At 44.1% G+C, this 16,894-nt stretch carries 14 protein-coding genes; 8 read left to right on the forward strand and 6 right to left on the reverse strand.

Features of this window, described 5'->3' with window-relative positions:
* Positions 1 to 91: 91 nt before the first annotated feature.
* Complete coding sequence (locus tag OCU90_RS19650; protein ID WP_061022939.1) at positions 92 to 2,530, reverse strand: VolA/Pla-1 family phospholipase; 2,439 nt, start codon at positions 2,528 to 2,530, stop codon at positions 92 to 94.
* 13 nt (positions 2,531 to 2,543) lie between these two features.
* Positions 2,544 to 3,803 carry an outer membrane protein transport protein gene (locus tag OCU90_RS19655; RefSeq protein ID WP_048608352.1) on the reverse strand — a complete coding sequence of 420 codons (1,260 nt, stop codon included), beginning with the start codon at positions 3,801 to 3,803 and terminating at the stop codon, positions 2,544 to 2,546.
* 356 nt (positions 3,804 to 4,159) lie between these two features.
* On the opposite strand from OCU90_RS19655, the gene OCU90_RS19660 reads away from it, so the two are divergent.
* Positions 4,160 to 5,242: a site-2 protease family protein gene (locus OCU90_RS19660; protein ID WP_061022936.1), complete on the forward strand. Its 1,083-nt coding sequence runs from the start codon at positions 4,160 to 4,162 to the stop codon at positions 5,240 to 5,242.
* A gap of 85 nt (positions 5,243 to 5,327) precedes the next feature.
* On the opposite strand, the gene OCU90_RS19665 is transcribed toward OCU90_RS19660, so the two are convergent.
* Entirely contained in the window at positions 5,328 to 6,116 is a 789-nt protein-coding gene (locus OCU90_RS19665; RefSeq protein WP_061022934.1) for a M48 family metallopeptidase, read from the reverse strand.
* A 188-nt stretch (positions 6,117 to 6,304) separates the two neighbouring features.
* On the opposite strand from OCU90_RS19665, the gene OCU90_RS19670 reads away from it, so the two are divergent.
* The 5 genes from OCU90_RS19670 (at position 6,305) to OCU90_RS19690 (ending at position 10,133) form a co-directional block, all read left to right on the forward strand.
* The gene (locus OCU90_RS19670; protein ID WP_004730936.1) at positions 6,305 to 6,730 is read left to right on the forward strand and encodes a hotdog fold thioesterase; all 426 of its coding nucleotides are present in this window, start codon (positions 6,305 to 6,307) and stop codon (positions 6,728 to 6,730) included.
* Between the two features lie 76 nt (positions 6,731 to 6,806).
* Positions 6,807 to 7,040 (forward strand): DUF3389 domain-containing protein, encoded by a 234-nt coding sequence (locus OCU90_RS19675; RefSeq protein ID WP_004730938.1) that lies wholly within the window; start codon positions 6,807 to 6,809, stop codon positions 7,038 to 7,040.
* Between the two features lie 154 nt (positions 7,041 to 7,194).
* Positions 7,195 to 8,886 carry an SgrR family transcriptional regulator gene (locus tag OCU90_RS19680; RefSeq protein WP_017079218.1) on the forward strand — a complete coding sequence of 564 codons (1,692 nt, stop codon included), beginning with the start codon at positions 7,195 to 7,197 and terminating at the stop codon, positions 8,884 to 8,886.
* A gap of 65 nt (positions 8,887 to 8,951) precedes the next feature.
* The gene (locus OCU90_RS19685) at positions 8,952 to 9,860 is read left to right on the forward strand and encodes a DMT family transporter (RefSeq protein ID WP_061022933.1); all 909 of its coding nucleotides are present in this window, start codon (positions 8,952 to 8,954) and stop codon (positions 9,858 to 9,860) included.
* 21 nt (positions 9,861 to 9,881) lie between these two features.
* Positions 9,882 to 10,133 carry a hypothetical protein gene (locus tag OCU90_RS19690; protein ID WP_004730943.1) on the forward strand — a complete coding sequence of 84 codons (252 nt, stop codon included), beginning with the start codon at positions 9,882 to 9,884 and terminating at the stop codon, positions 10,131 to 10,133.
* Positions 10,134 to 10,226: 93 nt separating this feature from the next.
* On the opposite strand, the gene OCU90_RS19695 is transcribed toward OCU90_RS19690, so the two are convergent.
* The gene (locus OCU90_RS19695; RefSeq protein ID WP_061022931.1) at positions 10,227 to 10,835 is read right to left on the reverse strand and encodes a DUF2238 domain-containing protein; all 609 of its coding nucleotides are present in this window, start codon (positions 10,833 to 10,835) and stop codon (positions 10,227 to 10,229) included.
* A gap of 202 nt (positions 10,836 to 11,037) precedes the next feature.
* On the opposite strand from OCU90_RS19695, the gene OCU90_RS19700 reads away from it, so the two are divergent.
* Positions 11,038 to 11,877: an isopenicillin N synthase family dioxygenase gene (locus OCU90_RS19700; RefSeq protein ID WP_004730947.1), complete on the forward strand. Its 840-nt coding sequence runs from the start codon at positions 11,038 to 11,040 to the stop codon at positions 11,875 to 11,877.
* Positions 11,878 to 12,185: 308 nt separating this feature from the next.
* Entirely contained in the window at positions 12,186 to 12,806 is a 621-nt protein-coding gene (locus OCU90_RS19705) for a DNA-J related domain-containing protein (RefSeq protein WP_061022930.1), read from the forward strand.
* 185 nt (positions 12,807 to 12,991) lie between these two features.
* On the opposite strand, the gene mrdA is transcribed toward OCU90_RS19705, so the two are convergent.
* A complete protein-coding gene (gene mrdA, locus OCU90_RS19710) occupies positions 12,992 to 14,890 on the reverse strand; it encodes a penicillin-binding protein 2 (protein ID WP_061022928.1) in 1,899 nt (632 codons plus the stop codon).
* Between the two features lie 252 nt (positions 14,891 to 15,142).
* Positions 15,143 to 16,798, reverse strand: coding sequence for an ABC-ATPase domain-containing protein (locus OCU90_RS19715; RefSeq protein ID WP_061022926.1), 1,656 nt, complete (start codon positions 16,796 to 16,798; stop codon positions 15,143 to 15,145).
* Between the last annotated feature and the right edge of the window lie 96 nt (positions 16,799 to 16,894).

A 16,894-nucleotide genomic window follows, 5' to 3' on the forward strand; every position in this document is an offset into this window, starting at 1 on the left:
CTATGCAAACGGTTAACTAGGGACGATGGGGTGTCGATAGATACAAAAATGCCAGCGGTTAGGCTGGCATTTGTTTACTTGCAACTATTACTTATTCTAAGAAGGAACCAGTAATGGATCCTGAAGTTAACGCGTTGTCGATCAAGAAGTCTACAGCTTGTGTCTGCATGCTTGCATGATGACCTGCGTCCAAAGGTGTTGGTGTAGTGGTATCTTGCGGTAATACAAATGTACTATGCGCAGCAACATCACTGAACTTAACAAAGTCCTTCGCACCGTCAGGGGTCGTGTTACTCGAATCAACGACTGTTAGGCCAAGCTTCGTTGCCAACGGTGTGGTTCCCGCGAACGGAGCGTTTGCCACAGTGTTTGGTACTGTGTCATCACCTTGTACTTGCCCCATATAAATAGGCAGAACAGGTGAGCCAGAAGCAACTAGATAAGCAGCATTGGTAAATGGGTCAACAGTATCTAACACAGTTTGTGCAGCGTAAGCGAACTGTTGAAAAGCGGCTGTCATGGTTGCTTTCTGTGCTGCAGTCGCGTTTGCTTCAAACGTTTGGTAGCACTGCTTATTAGAAAGGCTTCCACAGTTTGCGGTTGCGAAACCTGCGTATTCAGTTGAAGCGCTCAATGCAACGCTGTGCTTAACTTGAGGACCAAACTCTGTAGAACCCAGTAGAAGGTTAGATATCTGACCGCCTGAGTTCTCTATAGCTGCTGCACTGAATGAGTAAAGCGAATTAGCTGCGACACTGCCGAGCGTACGGTTAGAGGCTGCAACTGCAGTCGTTCCAACAATACCGCCTAGTGAGTGACCTAGAAACTTAACTTGCGAGCCTTTGGTTAAATCAAAACCTTTAAGTGGTGACGCGCCTAACAATGTTGCTTGTGATGATACGGCTAAAGCCGCGCGTAAGCCCATTACATCAAGTGCACTTTGGCGTACGTTATCGCGAGCGACGGGTAAGTTCGCTAAGTTTAGATAAGCCAAAACGTCAGCGTTTGCCGAACGAGTATCATCCAAACTACGTGTGCCGTGAATTGGAAGGTCAATTGCTAGAACCGCCGTATCATCTCCCACTAGGTTATAAGCAAAGGCATAAGCATTCTCTTTAGCTGAGGTAATGCCATGCTGATAGATGACAACGTTTTTTGGCGTTGCCCCTTTCTTAGTAAATAACAAGAACTCAACAGATTCTAATGATTTAACTTGTGGAACTGGAGAGTATTTGGTGATTACTCTGTCACTATCAAGCGCAGAACCGTCAGCAAGCGTTAAGTTTAAGCCGATCAACTTAAGCTGCTCAGTTTGGCTTGTCGCTAATACGCTTGTATCTATGCCTGCAGTAACCAATTGAGCAGCCATATTTGCTTGTTCTGCGCTATCGCTCAAAGCATTTGAAACTTTAGCTAGGCTAGGCATGCCAGATTCAAAAGGTTGACTGTCCCATTCACTGCTACTTGTCTCGAGATAATGAGGAAGTTGCACAGCCCCTTGGGTTACATTGACATCGGCACCTGAAATATCATACATCGCCTCGATGGCTGTTTTTGCTTCAGCAATCTTAGCCGCGTTGCCACCACCGATATACTTATCAAAATCGGTGTCATTGGTAAGTGCATCTTTGAAAGGTTCTGACGTTCCAAACTGCATTACGTATGCTGTTGAAAGGTCGACAGAATTAGGGTTTGCACTGCCTTTCCAGACACCATTAAGGTTTGCAGATGCTAATCCTGTTGCGGTTGCAGCCTTTGTTGCGAAAAGAGAGCTGCCAACCGATTCGGTTGTAAACCACGTCGAATAGATGATGTCTTTGCTATCAAGGCTAACCTTGCCGGCTGCATTAGCCCCTGCAAAGATTGTCTCTACACCCTGAGTTACCTTCTGCGCTTGAGCAAGGCTACCTTCGGTGTAAGTTACCGCACTTGATTTCAGCGCAGCGTAACTTGCCGACATGCCAACAGGATCGCCATTAACGTCCGTTAGTTCATTGGAAAGCGCCAATACGTATTCACTTGAAGCATCAAGAGAGTCTTTGAATACGATCGTGAAGGTGTCGGTTGAAGCACTAGACAGAACATTAAAATGAGTGCCTTGTGCCAATACGCCAGTAACAGTTGGTGCTGTGTCTGAAGTCAGCGAACCACTAAGCTTTAATAGGTAAACCCCACCAGTAGCTACGCCGTCAGCTAAGCCAGTACCTTCAAAGTTCATGATGATTGGCATCGAAGTTGACCAACCATCCATTGTATTCATTGCTGCAATAGGGTTGGTTAATGAACCATCACCACCGGTCGGCAAGCCAAGTGTACCGTCGGTAGCATCCATCAACGCGAAACTAGGAAGAGGAACAGCAATATCAGCACCCGTTAATTGAAACTTGATGCTCGTCGCTTGTGCGAGTGAATCTTGAATGTATTGCTCATATTGAATCGCTGTTGAAGCACCTGAACTCGAAGAGTCATCACCACAACCAGCAAGAAACATTGCTGAAGCGAGCAGCGAAACATTAAATAACTTTTTCATGTTTTAATTCCGTTTAGTTGAAGGTGTAGTTCATTTGAATTGCAGATAGGTAAGCGACTGCATCACCAGAGAATTCAAGTTCCTGACCAAGTTCATTGGTTTCAGTGAAATCACCTTCTTTACTTTGAACAAGAGCGAAACCAGCATCGATTGAAAGGTTAGGGCTGTATTGATATGTCAAACCTGCGCTGTACCAGAAACGATCGCTATCTGGAATACTCAATGTCGCTTCACCAGCTTGCTCGTCATAAGCTAAACCAGCTCTTAAGGTCCATTCTTGGTTTAACTGGTAAGTTGCACCCAGTGAGTAACGGTTATTGTCGTCGTAGTCTTCGGTCTTTTTAAAACACTCGCCATTTGCGCAATCTGAACTCGTCGCTTTAAGTTCTTTAAAGCTACTCCATCCAGTTTGTTGCCAGCCGTAGTGAATTGCCCATTGGTCGGTCAATTGGTGGAAAGCTGAAATTTCAATAATTGAAGGCAACGTGATTTTTAGACGGCCTGTTGTTGTCGTAGCACTACCTTGCACGATGCTGCCCGTGTAATCAGTAAAGTCACCATCATCAAAGTCGAGGTCTACCTCTGAACGATAAGCAATAGAGAATCGGTTGTTTTCATTCAGTTCATATAACGCACCTACGTTCCAACCAAATGCAAATGTTTCACCTGTCATGCTGATCAGTTTTGTAGAGGCAGAGTCACCAGTAATGTTAGAGATAGAGCCTTGGTGACGATTAAGTTCAGCTTCTGCGTAAACAAGGTTTGCACCCGCACCGACACTAAATTGATCATTAATACGATACGCGACATTAGGGTTTACGTTTACTGATATCAGTGAAGTATCACCAGCAAGATCACCCGCATAAATATCATCTGGGTAATCGGTAGCAACTCCATAGTTAGAGAACATACCGATACCCCAAGCCCATTTATCGTTGATTGGGCTGATGTAGTAAGCAGCAGGAACGACTTGCAGTGGCGCTACGTCTTTGGATACTTGGCTCTGTCCGCCTGAACCTGGAACATTGTTTTGAGTAATATCCACCTCTGGATCAACGATAGAAACCGCGCCTGAAAATTGGGCTGTATCAAATAGGGTCATTGCGGCGGGGTTTCTCGCTAGTACACTCGCGTTATCAGCTACAGCACCTTCACCTGAAAATGCGCGACCAAGACCTGAGGCAGAGTGCTCAGCAACTTGGAAACCAGCCGCAAGTGAATTACATGCAAATAGCACAGAAAGTGAAACGAGAGAGCGTTGTATTGTTTTCATCCTTGACCCTCCTAGGGCATCAAATCTCATTCTTATTGTTGAAAACACACTGAGCGTTGTTGGTGTTTAAGCTCTAATGTAAATGGCATGTTAAATTCATGTTTAATATAAAGTCAAAGAATGAGTTGTCATTTTGTGAAGTAATATTTTTAAGGGGCGGCACTCTAACACTAATAATATAACTATAATCAATGATTTATGGGTGGTTGGAGGTGTGACCAGAATGTTTATGTTAGGTGCTGGTATAAATAGTGTTCAACTGCTCAATATGTAACAACTTTGTTTATGTTTACCGTTAATCGCTAAATCGGCATAATATCGATTCATATTGATAGTCATTAAATTGGAATTAAAGTTTGGAATTACTCGCGATAGAGTTTCTTGGAAAACCACTTCGTTTAGAGGGGTCAATGGCAGGGTGGCAACAGTTGTATTGGGACAATACTTTGGTGTCCCAATTAGACGCAACCACAGATCAAGGTGATGCTCGAACCCATGCATTTACTCTGCGCGCAGGTGAAGAAACGTTGCAGTGTAACGTTGAGGCGACCGTTCAGTGGCAACCGTTTGAGATGACCTATAAAGCGACCGTGAATGGCCAAACCGTTACCGAAGGCAATCGAAACACCAAAGATATTGAGCAACAAACCCCGGTTGTCGCACCAAAACCAGAGAAGCGTTTTAGCTTAATCGGGTTAGTTTCGCTGGGAATGAAAGCCCTCAAGAGTGCCAAGTTAATCAAGGTGGTACTTGCCTCTGCGAGTTTAGCCGCTTATTCGTGGCTATTTTCAATTCAGTTCGCTTTAGCCTTGATCGCTTGTTTAATGTTCCATGAATATGGCCACATCAGAGCAATGAAATACTTTGGAATGAAGACCAAGGGCATCTATTTAATACCGTTCCTTGGTGGCTTGGCGTTATCCGACGAAAAGATCAATACGCGCTGGCAAGATGTGGTTATCTCGATCATGGGACCATTGTTTGGCTTGATATTGTCATTGATATTTATGGTGTTGTACTGGGCGACTGGCGAAATGTTCTTCGCTGGGCTTGCGGTATTTAACGCGTTATTAAACTTATTTAATCTATTACCGATTTTGCCTCTCGATGGCGGACATGTACTAAAAAGTATCAGTTTCTCGATGAACAGTGTGCTTGGTATTGTCCTGTGTGTTGCGGCCGCTATTGCTGGCGTGGTACTGAGTTATCAGTTGAATTTGACCCTGTTTGGCTTCTTATTGATCATGGGCAGTGTGGAAATACTATTCGAATGGAAAGGGCGTCACCACAGTCACTTGTTGCCATTAGACAAATACGGTCAAGTCGTGTCGTTTGTTTGGTATGTGGGTTTAGTGAGCAGTTTGATCGGTGTTATCTGGTATTTTGCATCTACTGGTGATCAGCTATTAAGCCTACCATTGCAAATTCTTGGTACTTAACAAGAATCAAAAACAAAAAAATGCCCTAACCAATATGGATAGGGCATTTTTGTATTCGAAGTTTAGCGTCTAAACAAATGTTAGATTACGCTTTGCAATTTGGTCTTGGTGAACCCGATTGAGGTAACGTTTTTATCGTCGCCTGTAGATCTTTGATACGCGTACTGTGGGAAGGGTGCGTAGACAGCAATTCTGGCGGTTGGCTACCACCTGATGCTTTCGCCATGTTTTGCCACAAGTCGACGCTCTGTTTAGGATCGAACCCTGCCTGAGCCATATATTCTAAACCAACAACATCGGCTTCTGATTCCTGAGTTCGGCCATACGGTAGAATAACCCCATATTGAACACCTAAACCTAAGGCAGCCATTGTCATGCCTTGGTACTGTTTGTATTCTGATGCGCCTAACGCGACGCTAGTAATAGATAAGCCAGTATTAGCGATTTGAGACTGAGATAGACGCTCATTACTGTGGTCAGCGAGTACGTGAGCCACTTCGTGTCCGATAACCGTTGCGAGTTGGTCTTGATTGACCGCTACCTTAAGTAACCCTGTGTATACGCCAATCTTGCCACCCGGCAAAGCAAAGGCATTCACTTGGTCACTATTAAAAACAACAACTTCCCATTCACTAAAGCCTTGTTTTGGAATATGTTGAGTAATGCTATTTGCAACGCACTGTACATAAGCGTTTGTTTTCGCGTCTTTACTTATTGGCTGTTCTTTCTTCATTTGTTCAAAAGATTGCGCCCCAAGTTGAGACATGTCTTGATCAGAAAAAAGCAGTAATTGGTTTCTTCCTGTCGGGGAAGCGCTACATGCGGTTAGGCCTGCAAGTGTGAGAAGCGAGGCAAACTTCATCCATGACGTCATACAATATCCTCTGTGTATTCGGTTTTTATGCATGTTAACATCAACTTGCGTAATAACTAAGAGCTGTAAGAAAAGTATTGTATTTAAAAACATGGTTATCGTTAAAATCACTATTAACGATAATGAAGCTATTCACTTACTAATAAAGCGATTCACGCACTAATAAAGTCAATAATTAAGGAACCCATATGAGTATTTGGAAAAAGCCCGTTGACCTAGATACCTTCAACGCGACCTCAAAAAACACCTTAATTGAGCACCTCAACATTGTTTACACAGAAGTAAACGACAATTCCTTAGTGGCAACCATGCCGGTTTGTCATTTTACGCACCAACCACTAGGCATGCTTCATGGCGGCGCATCGGTTGTGCTGGCTGAAACGCTTGGCTCATTGGCGGCTAATTTCTGCGTACCAGAAGGCTACTATTGCGTTGGATTAGATATCAACGCGAATCACGTAAGATCAATGCGTGAAGGCCATGTTATCGGTACTGCTGAACCTATTCACCTGGGTGTCTCTACCCAAGTATGGCAAATCAATATCACTGACGAGCGTCAACGCTTAGTTTGTACGAGTCGATTAACGATTGCCGTGAAGAAACATAAGCGATAATAGAGTAGGCAGCAGTTAACTGTGTTCTATTTCGAAAATAGTAATTTGTATTTAAAAGAAGTAGCTAGAGAAACCGATGGTTATAACGTTTAAAAGTGGAAAAGTTATCGCAACCGCACATGAGCTGGTTGTTCGTTTAGATGGTGAACATAGAGTCACGCTGCAAGCGCAAGTTGATGCGATTCAATTAATTGGAAAAGGGGCAAATGTCATTTCGGCGAATGGCTCTGAGTGCAAGTGGTCAATTAAATTAGATAATGAACAACAGCTTCGTGACATCGCCAATGAAATCGGCTGCGATGTGATGTAACCGTATGCTGCAAAAGTACTTAGCCATTCTGTTTGAATAACATCTTGGGACGTCATACCCAATAATTCGCAATAAAAACACGTCAGTAAGATTGATTTTATGTCTTAAAATAGGGAAACTGAATTCAATGTCCTTTGAATAAGTTTTCCTCTTTATGAGCAGCCCAAGACTTCGCGTTCAATTTGAAACCCTGTTTGAATACTTCGATGGTAAAGATTCTGATGTTCAGCTCGATGACATAACAGATGTACTCTGTTGTACGCGTCGTAATGCAAGAATGGTACTCAACAAACTTGAAGAACAAGGCTGGGTAGAATGGTTACCGGCGGCAGGCCGAGGTAAGTTATCTCAACTTATCTTTAAGCAGAATCGTTGCGATGTCAGTGAAAACTTAGCGAGGCGGTACTTACAGGAAGGTAAAATTGGTCAGGCGCTGTCAGTGCTTGACCACAATGCAGCCAAGCTTACTCAGGTTATTCAAAACTATTTGGGTGTGCAATATCAAGAAGGTGAGCAGGTCATTCGTTTGCCTTATTACCGACCGCTCTCAATGCTTAACCCGACAAAATCGATGCGACGTTCAGAGCAGCACATTGCCTGCCAAGTCTTTAGTGGGTTAACGCGACTGGATGAAAATGATCAGTTACAACCCGATCTTGCTCATTCATGGCAAAAAATCAGTGACTATCAATGGCGATTCTTCTTAAGGCCGGGTGTCCGTTTTCATAACGGGGAGCCTCTATTAACGAATCATGTTGTCGACACGCTTCTTGCGCTCGAACCACTCAACTTGTTCTCGCATATTAAAGATGTCTCTTCACCCGCAAATTGCGTGGTCGATGTCTTCTTAACGCGCCCAGATAAGTATTTCCCACTCGCGCTCACGGAGTCGGTCGCTAAGGTCACTTTACCGATGATTTTACGTGGCGAAGACTACGATATTCGACCAATTGGTACGGGGCCGTATCGCATTGAGAAGAACGATGAGAAGCAACTCGTACTAACGGCTTTCAACGGATACTTCGGTTTCAGGCCGCTGATTGATCGCGTTGAGGTTTGGGTGGTTGATGAGGCGTATTCTTCTATGGTTTACCCAAGTCTTTCGAAACCGGTAATGGCCGACCGTGGTGATAGTGATGAAGTAGAGCTTGATCCCGGCTGTACGTATTTACTGTTGAATAGAAAGAAGGGCATCGCACAAGATCCCGCATGGGCGGAGTTTTTGTCTAACGCATTGAATGCAGCTGATCTGTTTGTTCATATCCCAAAAGAGACCGTCATCGATTTGGGCGTTCTACACGCCTATGGGATAAAACCTGGTTGGTATGACATAAAGTTAAACACGCCGGTCTGTCCACCAGCAAATGCGAAACCAACCATTAGATTGGCGTACCAATGCCAACACCCGATGTTCCCAACACTTGCCAAAGCGATTGTCACCGTGTTGAAGCAATATAATGTCGATGTTGAGCTTATCGGTTACGAAACCGATCCTCCACACGCCGATAATGTTGATATTTGGATTAATCCTATGGGTATCGCTAACAACAGAGACGATGCATTGGCCGGCTGGTTAATGGACTACAGTTTTCTTGATGAATCTAGCCCAGCTGAAGATTTCGACCAATGGTGTCACATGATTGATCGTTGGCGTTCGGGAGAATTCGAGCAATTCCCAGCACGACAGTTAGGTAAACAACTGGTGCAAAGCAATCAGTTAATTCCGATGTTCCACTGTTGGTTGGGCGTTAACAAAGATCAATGTGGTACGTTGCAGAACGCAAAATGTAATGCATTAGGTTGGTTCGACTTTAGTCAAGTTTGGGTGAAGCCTGACGTTGATTGAAATCTAACGTTGATTGAAACCCAAGAACACTTATTAGGACCAAACAACTCAATTAGGACAAAACGATGCAAACTGTGATGGTTACATTTATTACGCTGGTGGCCTTTGCTGCTAATTCAGTTTTGTGTCGCTGGGCTTTGATGGATCAAACGATTGATCCTTTGAGCTTTTCGATCGTGCGCATCTTGTCTGGTGCACTTACACTTCTGATTTTATTCACTTTATCTTCCCAACCTAAGCATAAACAGGAGTTAGCAAACAACAGCACATCGGTATATACAAAGCTAAAGTTACAGTTTCAATTCACATCAATATTGTCACTGCTTGTGTATATGTTTGGCTTCTCATTCGCTTACTTAAAGCTTGGCGCAGGTCTTGGTGCGCTGGTGTTGTTTGTCGCAGTACAATTTACGATGATTGCCGCGCACTTGTTCTCTGGAAACAGAATGTCATTACTTGAGTGGGGCGGATGTTTGTTATCGGTGGCAGGGCTTGTTTACTTGTTAATGCCAACTGAATCGACACAGGCACCAGACTTAGTTTCTATCATCTTGATGTCTCTGGCCGGAGTTGGGTGGGGTATTTACACATTGGCAGGAAAGAAATCTTTAAACGCACTGCAATCGACGACCGCTAACTTTGGATTTAGCTCGCTAGTTATCCTTGCAGGTTTAAGCCTTCTAGTTGTAATACCTAATGCAATGCCTCAAGTCTCTATCACTGAGCAAGGTTTGATTTACGCGGTTATATCGGGCTCGGTGGCTTCTGGTGTGGGTTATAGTTTGTGGTATTACGTGGTGAAAAAGCTGAATACAGTGGTCGCATCCATTGCACAGCTTTCTGTGCCGGTTATCGCGACACTCGGTGGCGTCTTGTTACTCTCCGAGCCAGTCACCATGCAATTCATTATCTCATCGACCGTTATTTTACTTGGGATAAGCTTGGTTTTTGTCGCACCTAAACTTAAGAAATAAAGAGCTCAATCATTAACTTCTATGGCTAAACCAAACAAGAAACAACCGACCAAAACGGTTCAGATTTTCTGTGCGAAATGCAAAGCGCAACTTTTTAAATATCGGAAAGGTGGCAAAGGTGCACTCGTGAAGTGTTTTAAGGAACGTATTGTTGAAGATTTCACTAAAGAGCCATGTGTGTGCCCTGAATGTGGGATTGAATTCGCGCGAGATACCTTGGTTCGAGGTACGCCAGCCTACAAGTTTGTTGGTGGCAAGGTGACTATGAAGTAGAAAAGAACAAATGCCACGACACAGTTTGTGTGTCGTGGCATTTAAATCGACTAATTAACTTATAAGCAAGAAGTTGAGCGGGCTATCCACGAACTACTGAGCTCTAACTCGCCCTTGAAGTTTCAGAAGTAACAACGAGACTATCGCTCCGGTGGTGTCGCAAAGCATGTCTTTCTGCGCATCCCAAATATCACCTTGTGAGCCAAGGAACGCGATACCTTCATCACCACCTGCAATCTCCGCGTACCACCACTCAATAATCTCATAACCTGCTGCAACACTCATGATCGCAAATAAGGCAAAGAAACATGCCAGTACCGGTTGAGCCAGTTTCTTACGAATCAAATACTCAGCGAGTGGGTAGGCGTAAAGGCCAATAGAGAAATGCGCGACACGGTCAAAATTATTACGTTCAGAGCCAATCATGTTGTTAAACCATTCAAACGGCACTTCTGCAAAGGTATATTTCGCGCCTATCGTATGTAGTATCAGCCAGATAAACATCAAAATGTAGGCTGTCTTAGTGAAGGTCAGCTTGGTTGATAGCCACCAGATACCCACCAATATCGCTAGAGCCGGGACAATTTCGGCAATCCATACTGCTCTTGAAGAGGGAGCAAATGCTGAAAATAGAAACACAATCAGATAAAGCGTCGTGAATGAAAGCAATGGTCGATTTTGAGCAAGCGGCGTGATTGTCATATCAAGATCTCTCTTCGAAGTTTTTAATAGTGTCACACAATATTGAACAGTGTTCAATTGGGTTGTAATCACCATATTTGTTGAAAACTGGCGTTATCGCCCAGTATCTAGACAAACGGTTGCGAGAGTTTCACAAAAGTTTGATTTACAACAAAGCGATCCTTAAAATCGCCTCATCACTACATAACAAGAAAGAAAAGTCATGAAACTGGAAACTGTCGATTACCTTGCTGACGACGCAGCAGAACAATTTGTTCGCTCTCTACGTGAAACTGGTTTTGGTGTTCTTAAGAACCACCCAATCCCGAAAGAGCTTGTTGAGTCTATTTACGAAAACTGGTACCAATTCTTCATCTCTGAAGAGAAAGAAAACTTCCACTTTAATGTTGAAACACAAGATGGATATTTTCCACCTTCAGTGTCTGAAGTTGCTAAGGGCCACACTGTAAAAGACATCAAAGAGTACTTTCACGTATACCCTTGGGGCCAAATCCCTGAGCAGCTGAAAGAACAGATTCTAGATTACTACCAACGCGCGAATGCTTTTGCTCAAGAGCTTCTAGGATGGGTTGAAGCTCATGCTCCTAAAGAAGTACAAGAGAAGTTCTCTATCGCGTTGTCTGAAATGATCAACGGCAGTGAGCAGACTCTGCTTCGTGTTCTTCACTACCCACCAATGCAAGGTGACGAAGAGCCAGGCGCTATCCGTGCAGCAGCACACGAAGACATCAACTTACTGACTGTTCTTCCTGCAGCAAACGAGCCGGGCCTTCAAGTTAAAGCTCAAAACGACGAGTGGTTAGATGTTCCATGTGACTTCGGCAACATGATCATCAACATTGGTGACATGCTTCAAGAGGCATCGGGTGGTTACTTTCCATCGACAACTCACCGTGTAATCAATCCATCAGGTGAACGCCAAGAGAAATCTCGTATCTCTTTGCCTCTATTCCTTCACCCGAAACCGGAAGTTGTGCTGTCAGAAAAGTACACAGCAAACGAGTACCTAATGGAGCGTCTAAGAGAACTTGGCGTTATCTAATTAGCGAAATATTTCGTACTAAAATTGGTAAAGATATCAAAGGTCAGCTAAATTGCTGACCTTTTTTGTACCTGTATTTCAGGGTCACTTCTGCATTGATGGCGGTTGCACTCACTTAACGACTTTCAGTTTCATGATGAAAGGGTGCCTTTGAGCCAAGCGTTTGAAAGTTGTTGGTCCATTAGCTCGACAAATCGCAGAAAATCGCTTTCAATTAAAAGAGATACGCCAATGGTTATGATGTAGGTTGCTCATTGTATCCAATACCTTAGTCATCCATTAATACAGAAAATCTAACTGAGTCCACTATGTCGAATCATCAAGAGGTGAGAGCAAACTTTCATTGCCATATGGAGAATCCATTGCTTTGGCCGATTATGGAAGTGCTTAAGCAAAAGCCAAGCGGCTGGAAAGTACACACATTGGCGGCTCACCTTAACGACCTTGGGTTTGTGCCGGTGTTAGACCCGGCACCTGAGAAAGAGTTGTTTAAAAAGAACTTCCTCATCATGAATGCGCTTTATCAGCTTCAAGAAACCTTACACCCTGATGGTTGGCTACAAGTCCAAGCGATGGACATTGAATTGATGAATGGTCGTTATCACGGAAGCAGTCACAGCATCGATCATCAAGACCCACTGCGAGAATACTACATTAATTGGATTAACTATGAAGCGGACGAGGGCGAAGTCAAAAGGCTGCTGAACGAGTTCTGGACTCGGTACAGAAAGTTTGTCGGTGGTGATGAACTCGATATGGATAGAAGCCGAGCGTTAAATTTGTTTGAGTTACCGTTGGACGCGACTCACCATGAGACTAGAAAGCGCTGGCGACAATTGGCTTTGCGCTGGCATCCAGACAGAGACGAGGGCAACACGGCGAAATTCCAGACGCTCTGTGAAGCATGGAATGTATTACGAAGCTCGTAATCGAAAGTAACTCTTATTGCGCGGTTTATGACCCTTTAGATAAAGTGAAATTTAGGCCCTAATATATAAAATTGAAAAGCCCCACATTGTGAGTGACACAAGTGGGGCTTTGTCGTCATTACGCGCTGTTTCTACACTATGTTCTGCAACTATATTAAGCGTCGTTACTACTTCATTTAATGGTGCTACGAGTGGTCTTTGCTTTCACCACTTTTATGCTCAAATGCATAATCGAGTACTTTACGGATATATGGCGCGCCAACTTTTGAACCGCCGTTGCCGTGCTCAATGACCACCGTCGCGACATACTCAGGGTGCTCGTAAGGTGCGAAAGCCGTGTAAAGCGCGTGGTCGAGTAAATGCTTAGCCAACTTCTTCGAGTTGTAGACCTGATCTTTCGCAAGATCAAAGACTTGTGCCGTACCTGATTTTCCGCCGCTGGTGTAGCTAGTTCCCTTAAATGCACGTCTACCGCTACCTCGACTACCGTGGTTTACCAGTCTCATTGCATTGATAGGTACATCCCATATTTTGTCAGGGACTTCAGTGATAGACGGCATAGGTTCAGGTGTAACGAGTTGTTGTGTGTCAAAGTCCTCACCATGATCCAAGATTGCTCTCAGGATATGAGGTGGCATCACCTTTCCATGATTGACCAACACTGAAGTCGCTTTGGCAAGTTGCATTGGTGTCGATGTCCAATAACCCTGGCCAATGCCAATTGGAACTGTGTCACCTTGATACCAAGGCGTACGATAACGCATCATCTTCCATTCTCGGGTTGGCATGTTGGCGGTACTCTCTTCATAGATATCGATACCTGTAGGTTCACCAAAACCAAAGCGATTCATCCAACTTGATATACGGTCAATGCCCAAATCAAAAGCGGTTTGATAGAAGAACGAATCCACAGACTCTTCAATGGCCTGAGTAACGTCGACAGGGCCGTGACCCCAGCGTTTCCAGTCTCGCCATGATTTAGAGTTTCGTTTGGAACCGGGAATTTGCCATGAGCCGTGGTCATTACGAATCGTATCCTCGGAGATGACATGTTCTTGCAGTCCCGCTACAGCCATAAATGGTTTCACGGTTGACGCCGGAGGATAAACGCCGAGAGTCGTGCGGTTTACCAATGGGTGAGCAGGATCATTCAATAAACGTTGATAGTTCTTGGTAGAAATACCGTCGACAAAGAGGTTCGGGTCGTAGCTGGGGCTTGATGCCATTGCAAGTACACTGTTGTCTTTCGGGTCAAGAACGACCGCGCTGCCTGTTCGGTGATCAAGCTGGTCGAATACGTATTTTTGTAGTTCGAGGTCGATATTTAATACGATATCTTTTCCTGCTACCGGAGCTACATACTCAATGGTGCGGACGACTCGCCCACGGCTGTTTACTTCGACTTCTTGATAACCTTTGGTGCCGTGCAAAATGTCTTCGTAATAGCGTTCGACACCAAGCTTACCGATAATGGTCGTCGCTTGATAATTCGCTTCGATGCCTTTTTCTTCTAGTCTCTTAAGATCGCTATCATTGATGTGTGCGACATATCCTAAGACATGGGTAAGTACCTCTCCATTTGGATAAAATCGTTTCAAGTTGGTATCGATCGATAAGCCGGGGAATTGGTACTGGTGCACTGAGAACTTAGCAATTTCTTCTTCACTTAGGTTCTCTAATATCGTGACCGATTTGAAACGGCGAGTGTTGTGATAACGCTTTTTGAAACGAGCGATCTGCTCAGCCTCTCGCGGGATGTATTTGTCCAACTTAGCAAGCATTGCATCGACATCATCAGTTTGCTCTGGAATCATCGTCAGATTAAAGACAAGTTCATTCTCGGCGAGCAACACACCATTGCGGTCGTAAATAAGCCCGCGAGTCGGGGGAATAGGTAATACTTTGATTCTGTTGCCATCGGCACGGGTTTGATAGCTTTTAAAATTTTCGACTTGAAGTCGGTAAAGGTTGCCGACTAAGACAAGAGTGAACAGCAAGATCCCACAAAACGCAACGGTTACACGGTTTTTGAACAGATTTACTTCTTTTTTATGGTCACGCATCTTAACGCGTTTATGATTCATTGAAGCCTCAAGGGTTTGTTACATTTAGTTACACCTGTCGAGTCGGAACTTTATATGAATATCGCCATAGTTTTGTAAAAGCTGTGTCATGATTTTTAGGATAAGCACAATATTGGTGGGTTTTATCTTCAAACAAGAAAAATGAGGCAGGAGACGGTCTTAGGGCTTTAGATCTAGATATAGAGCTAGCGAATAAAAAAACGGCCCTCAGAATGAGAGCCGTCAATACAATTTATGATGCTTGAATCTAACTTAGTTCGAAGGTTTGAACTGAGACTTACGCATACGGTTTAGTGCGGCCATTACATCCAATACTCTTGGTTTCGCTAAGTCACCGTAGTTTGGCATGTTCACGTGCCACTCATCGCTTAAGATAGCGCTAAACTCTTTAGCAGGGTTGTTTGACCAACCTGGAGTTTGTGCAAACTGGAACCATGCCCAACCAATCGCGTTAACTTCTGATGTTGACTCTAACTGCTCCAATGCAGAAAGGTCAGCGAATTCCTTACCAAAGCGCAACGACTCTTTGCCTTTCGCGTTAACACGGAACTTACCGTCAGTAAGAATATTCATCAGTGCTGCGCGGTTTAACGAACGAGGAACAAACGTTTCTAATGCCGTCTCACATTCGTTAGTACGTTGAGTAGGGTGTTGAGCTATCACTTCTTGTGCTTTTTCAGTGACGTCTACCGCTTGGTAATCGTGCATTTGAATCACAGTGTCAGCCACATCTAGGTAATCGCCAGAACCACCCATTACAACAATGGTAGAGATATCCATCTCTTCACGTAGTTGGCCAATACGGTCAACAAGTGGTGTGATTGGCTCAGCCCCTTTAGATACTAGCGCTTGCATACGTTCGTCACGAATCATGAAGTTAGTCGCTGACGTATCTTCATCAATAAGTAGCGTTTGAACGCCTGCTTCAATTGATTCTTGTAACCAAGCCGCTTGCGATGTCGAGCCAGACGCATCTTGTGTACTGAAATCAGATGTGTCTTTTTGCATCGGCAAATGGTTGATGTAATTTGATAGGTTCAAGTTGTGAACACAGCGGCCATCTTCAGCGCGGATCTTCATCGTATCAGTCTTCGTCACGATACCTTCACGACCGTCACCAGGAATATGGTTGTAGATAGAACGTTCAACGGCGTTCAACAGCGTAGATTTACCATGGAAACCACCACCAACGATTAGCGTGATACCTTTTGGAATGCCTAGGCCAGTCACATCACCTTGGTTCGGTGTGTTTAAAGTAACACTCAACGATTCTGGAGCAGCGAAAGGCACCGCTCCTTTCATTGGTAGGTCACAGTTACCAGCAATACGAGGTAATACGCTGCCATTTGCTACGAATGCCGCTAGGTTGTTTTCTTCCAATTGAGCACGCAACGCGTCTTGGTCTTCAACGGCTTCACAATGCTTAATCATCGCTTCAATGTTGAGTTCGCGTTCAAGCGTTGCGCGACGAATAAACTTAGGCAAATAGAATGTAATGATGTTGATTGCTTTCTTTGCAAGAATACTACGCCCATCAGCCGGTAGGTTGATACGAAAACGAATTTCGATACCGTGCTCGGTGAAAACCACTGAGGTGTTATCCAAAACAGTTTGACCTGTTAGTGCAATAGACACAGTCGTTTCTTGTTTAGCAAATTCAGAGAAGCTACGTGCAATGAAATCACGCGCTGCTACTTGGTATTCGTAAGACTTTTCTTTCAGCCAACCTAACCCTGTTAACGACCAGGCGCGTGTTGCGCGAAAACGTGAAGAAGATGCGTACGGGTCACCTTGAACGTGGTCGATGTGTAATTCGAAATCAGCAAAGTCGTATTGACCTTTAATTTGTTGATATGCGCGGAAGTTTTGTTTTTCGAGCTTTTTAAGCTTTGCAGTCAACTGATCCATAACGAGGAATGCCTATATAAAGGGAAGATTAAAACAGAAAGGCGGCGATTATAAAAATCACCACCTTTAGAGTAAAGAGAAAGTAGGCCTAAATCC

Source organism: Vibrio splendidus (genome assembly GCF_024347615.1).
In the GTDB taxonomy this organism is placed as follows: domain Bacteria; phylum Pseudomonadota; class Gammaproteobacteria; order Enterobacterales; family Vibrionaceae; genus Vibrio; species Vibrio splendidus.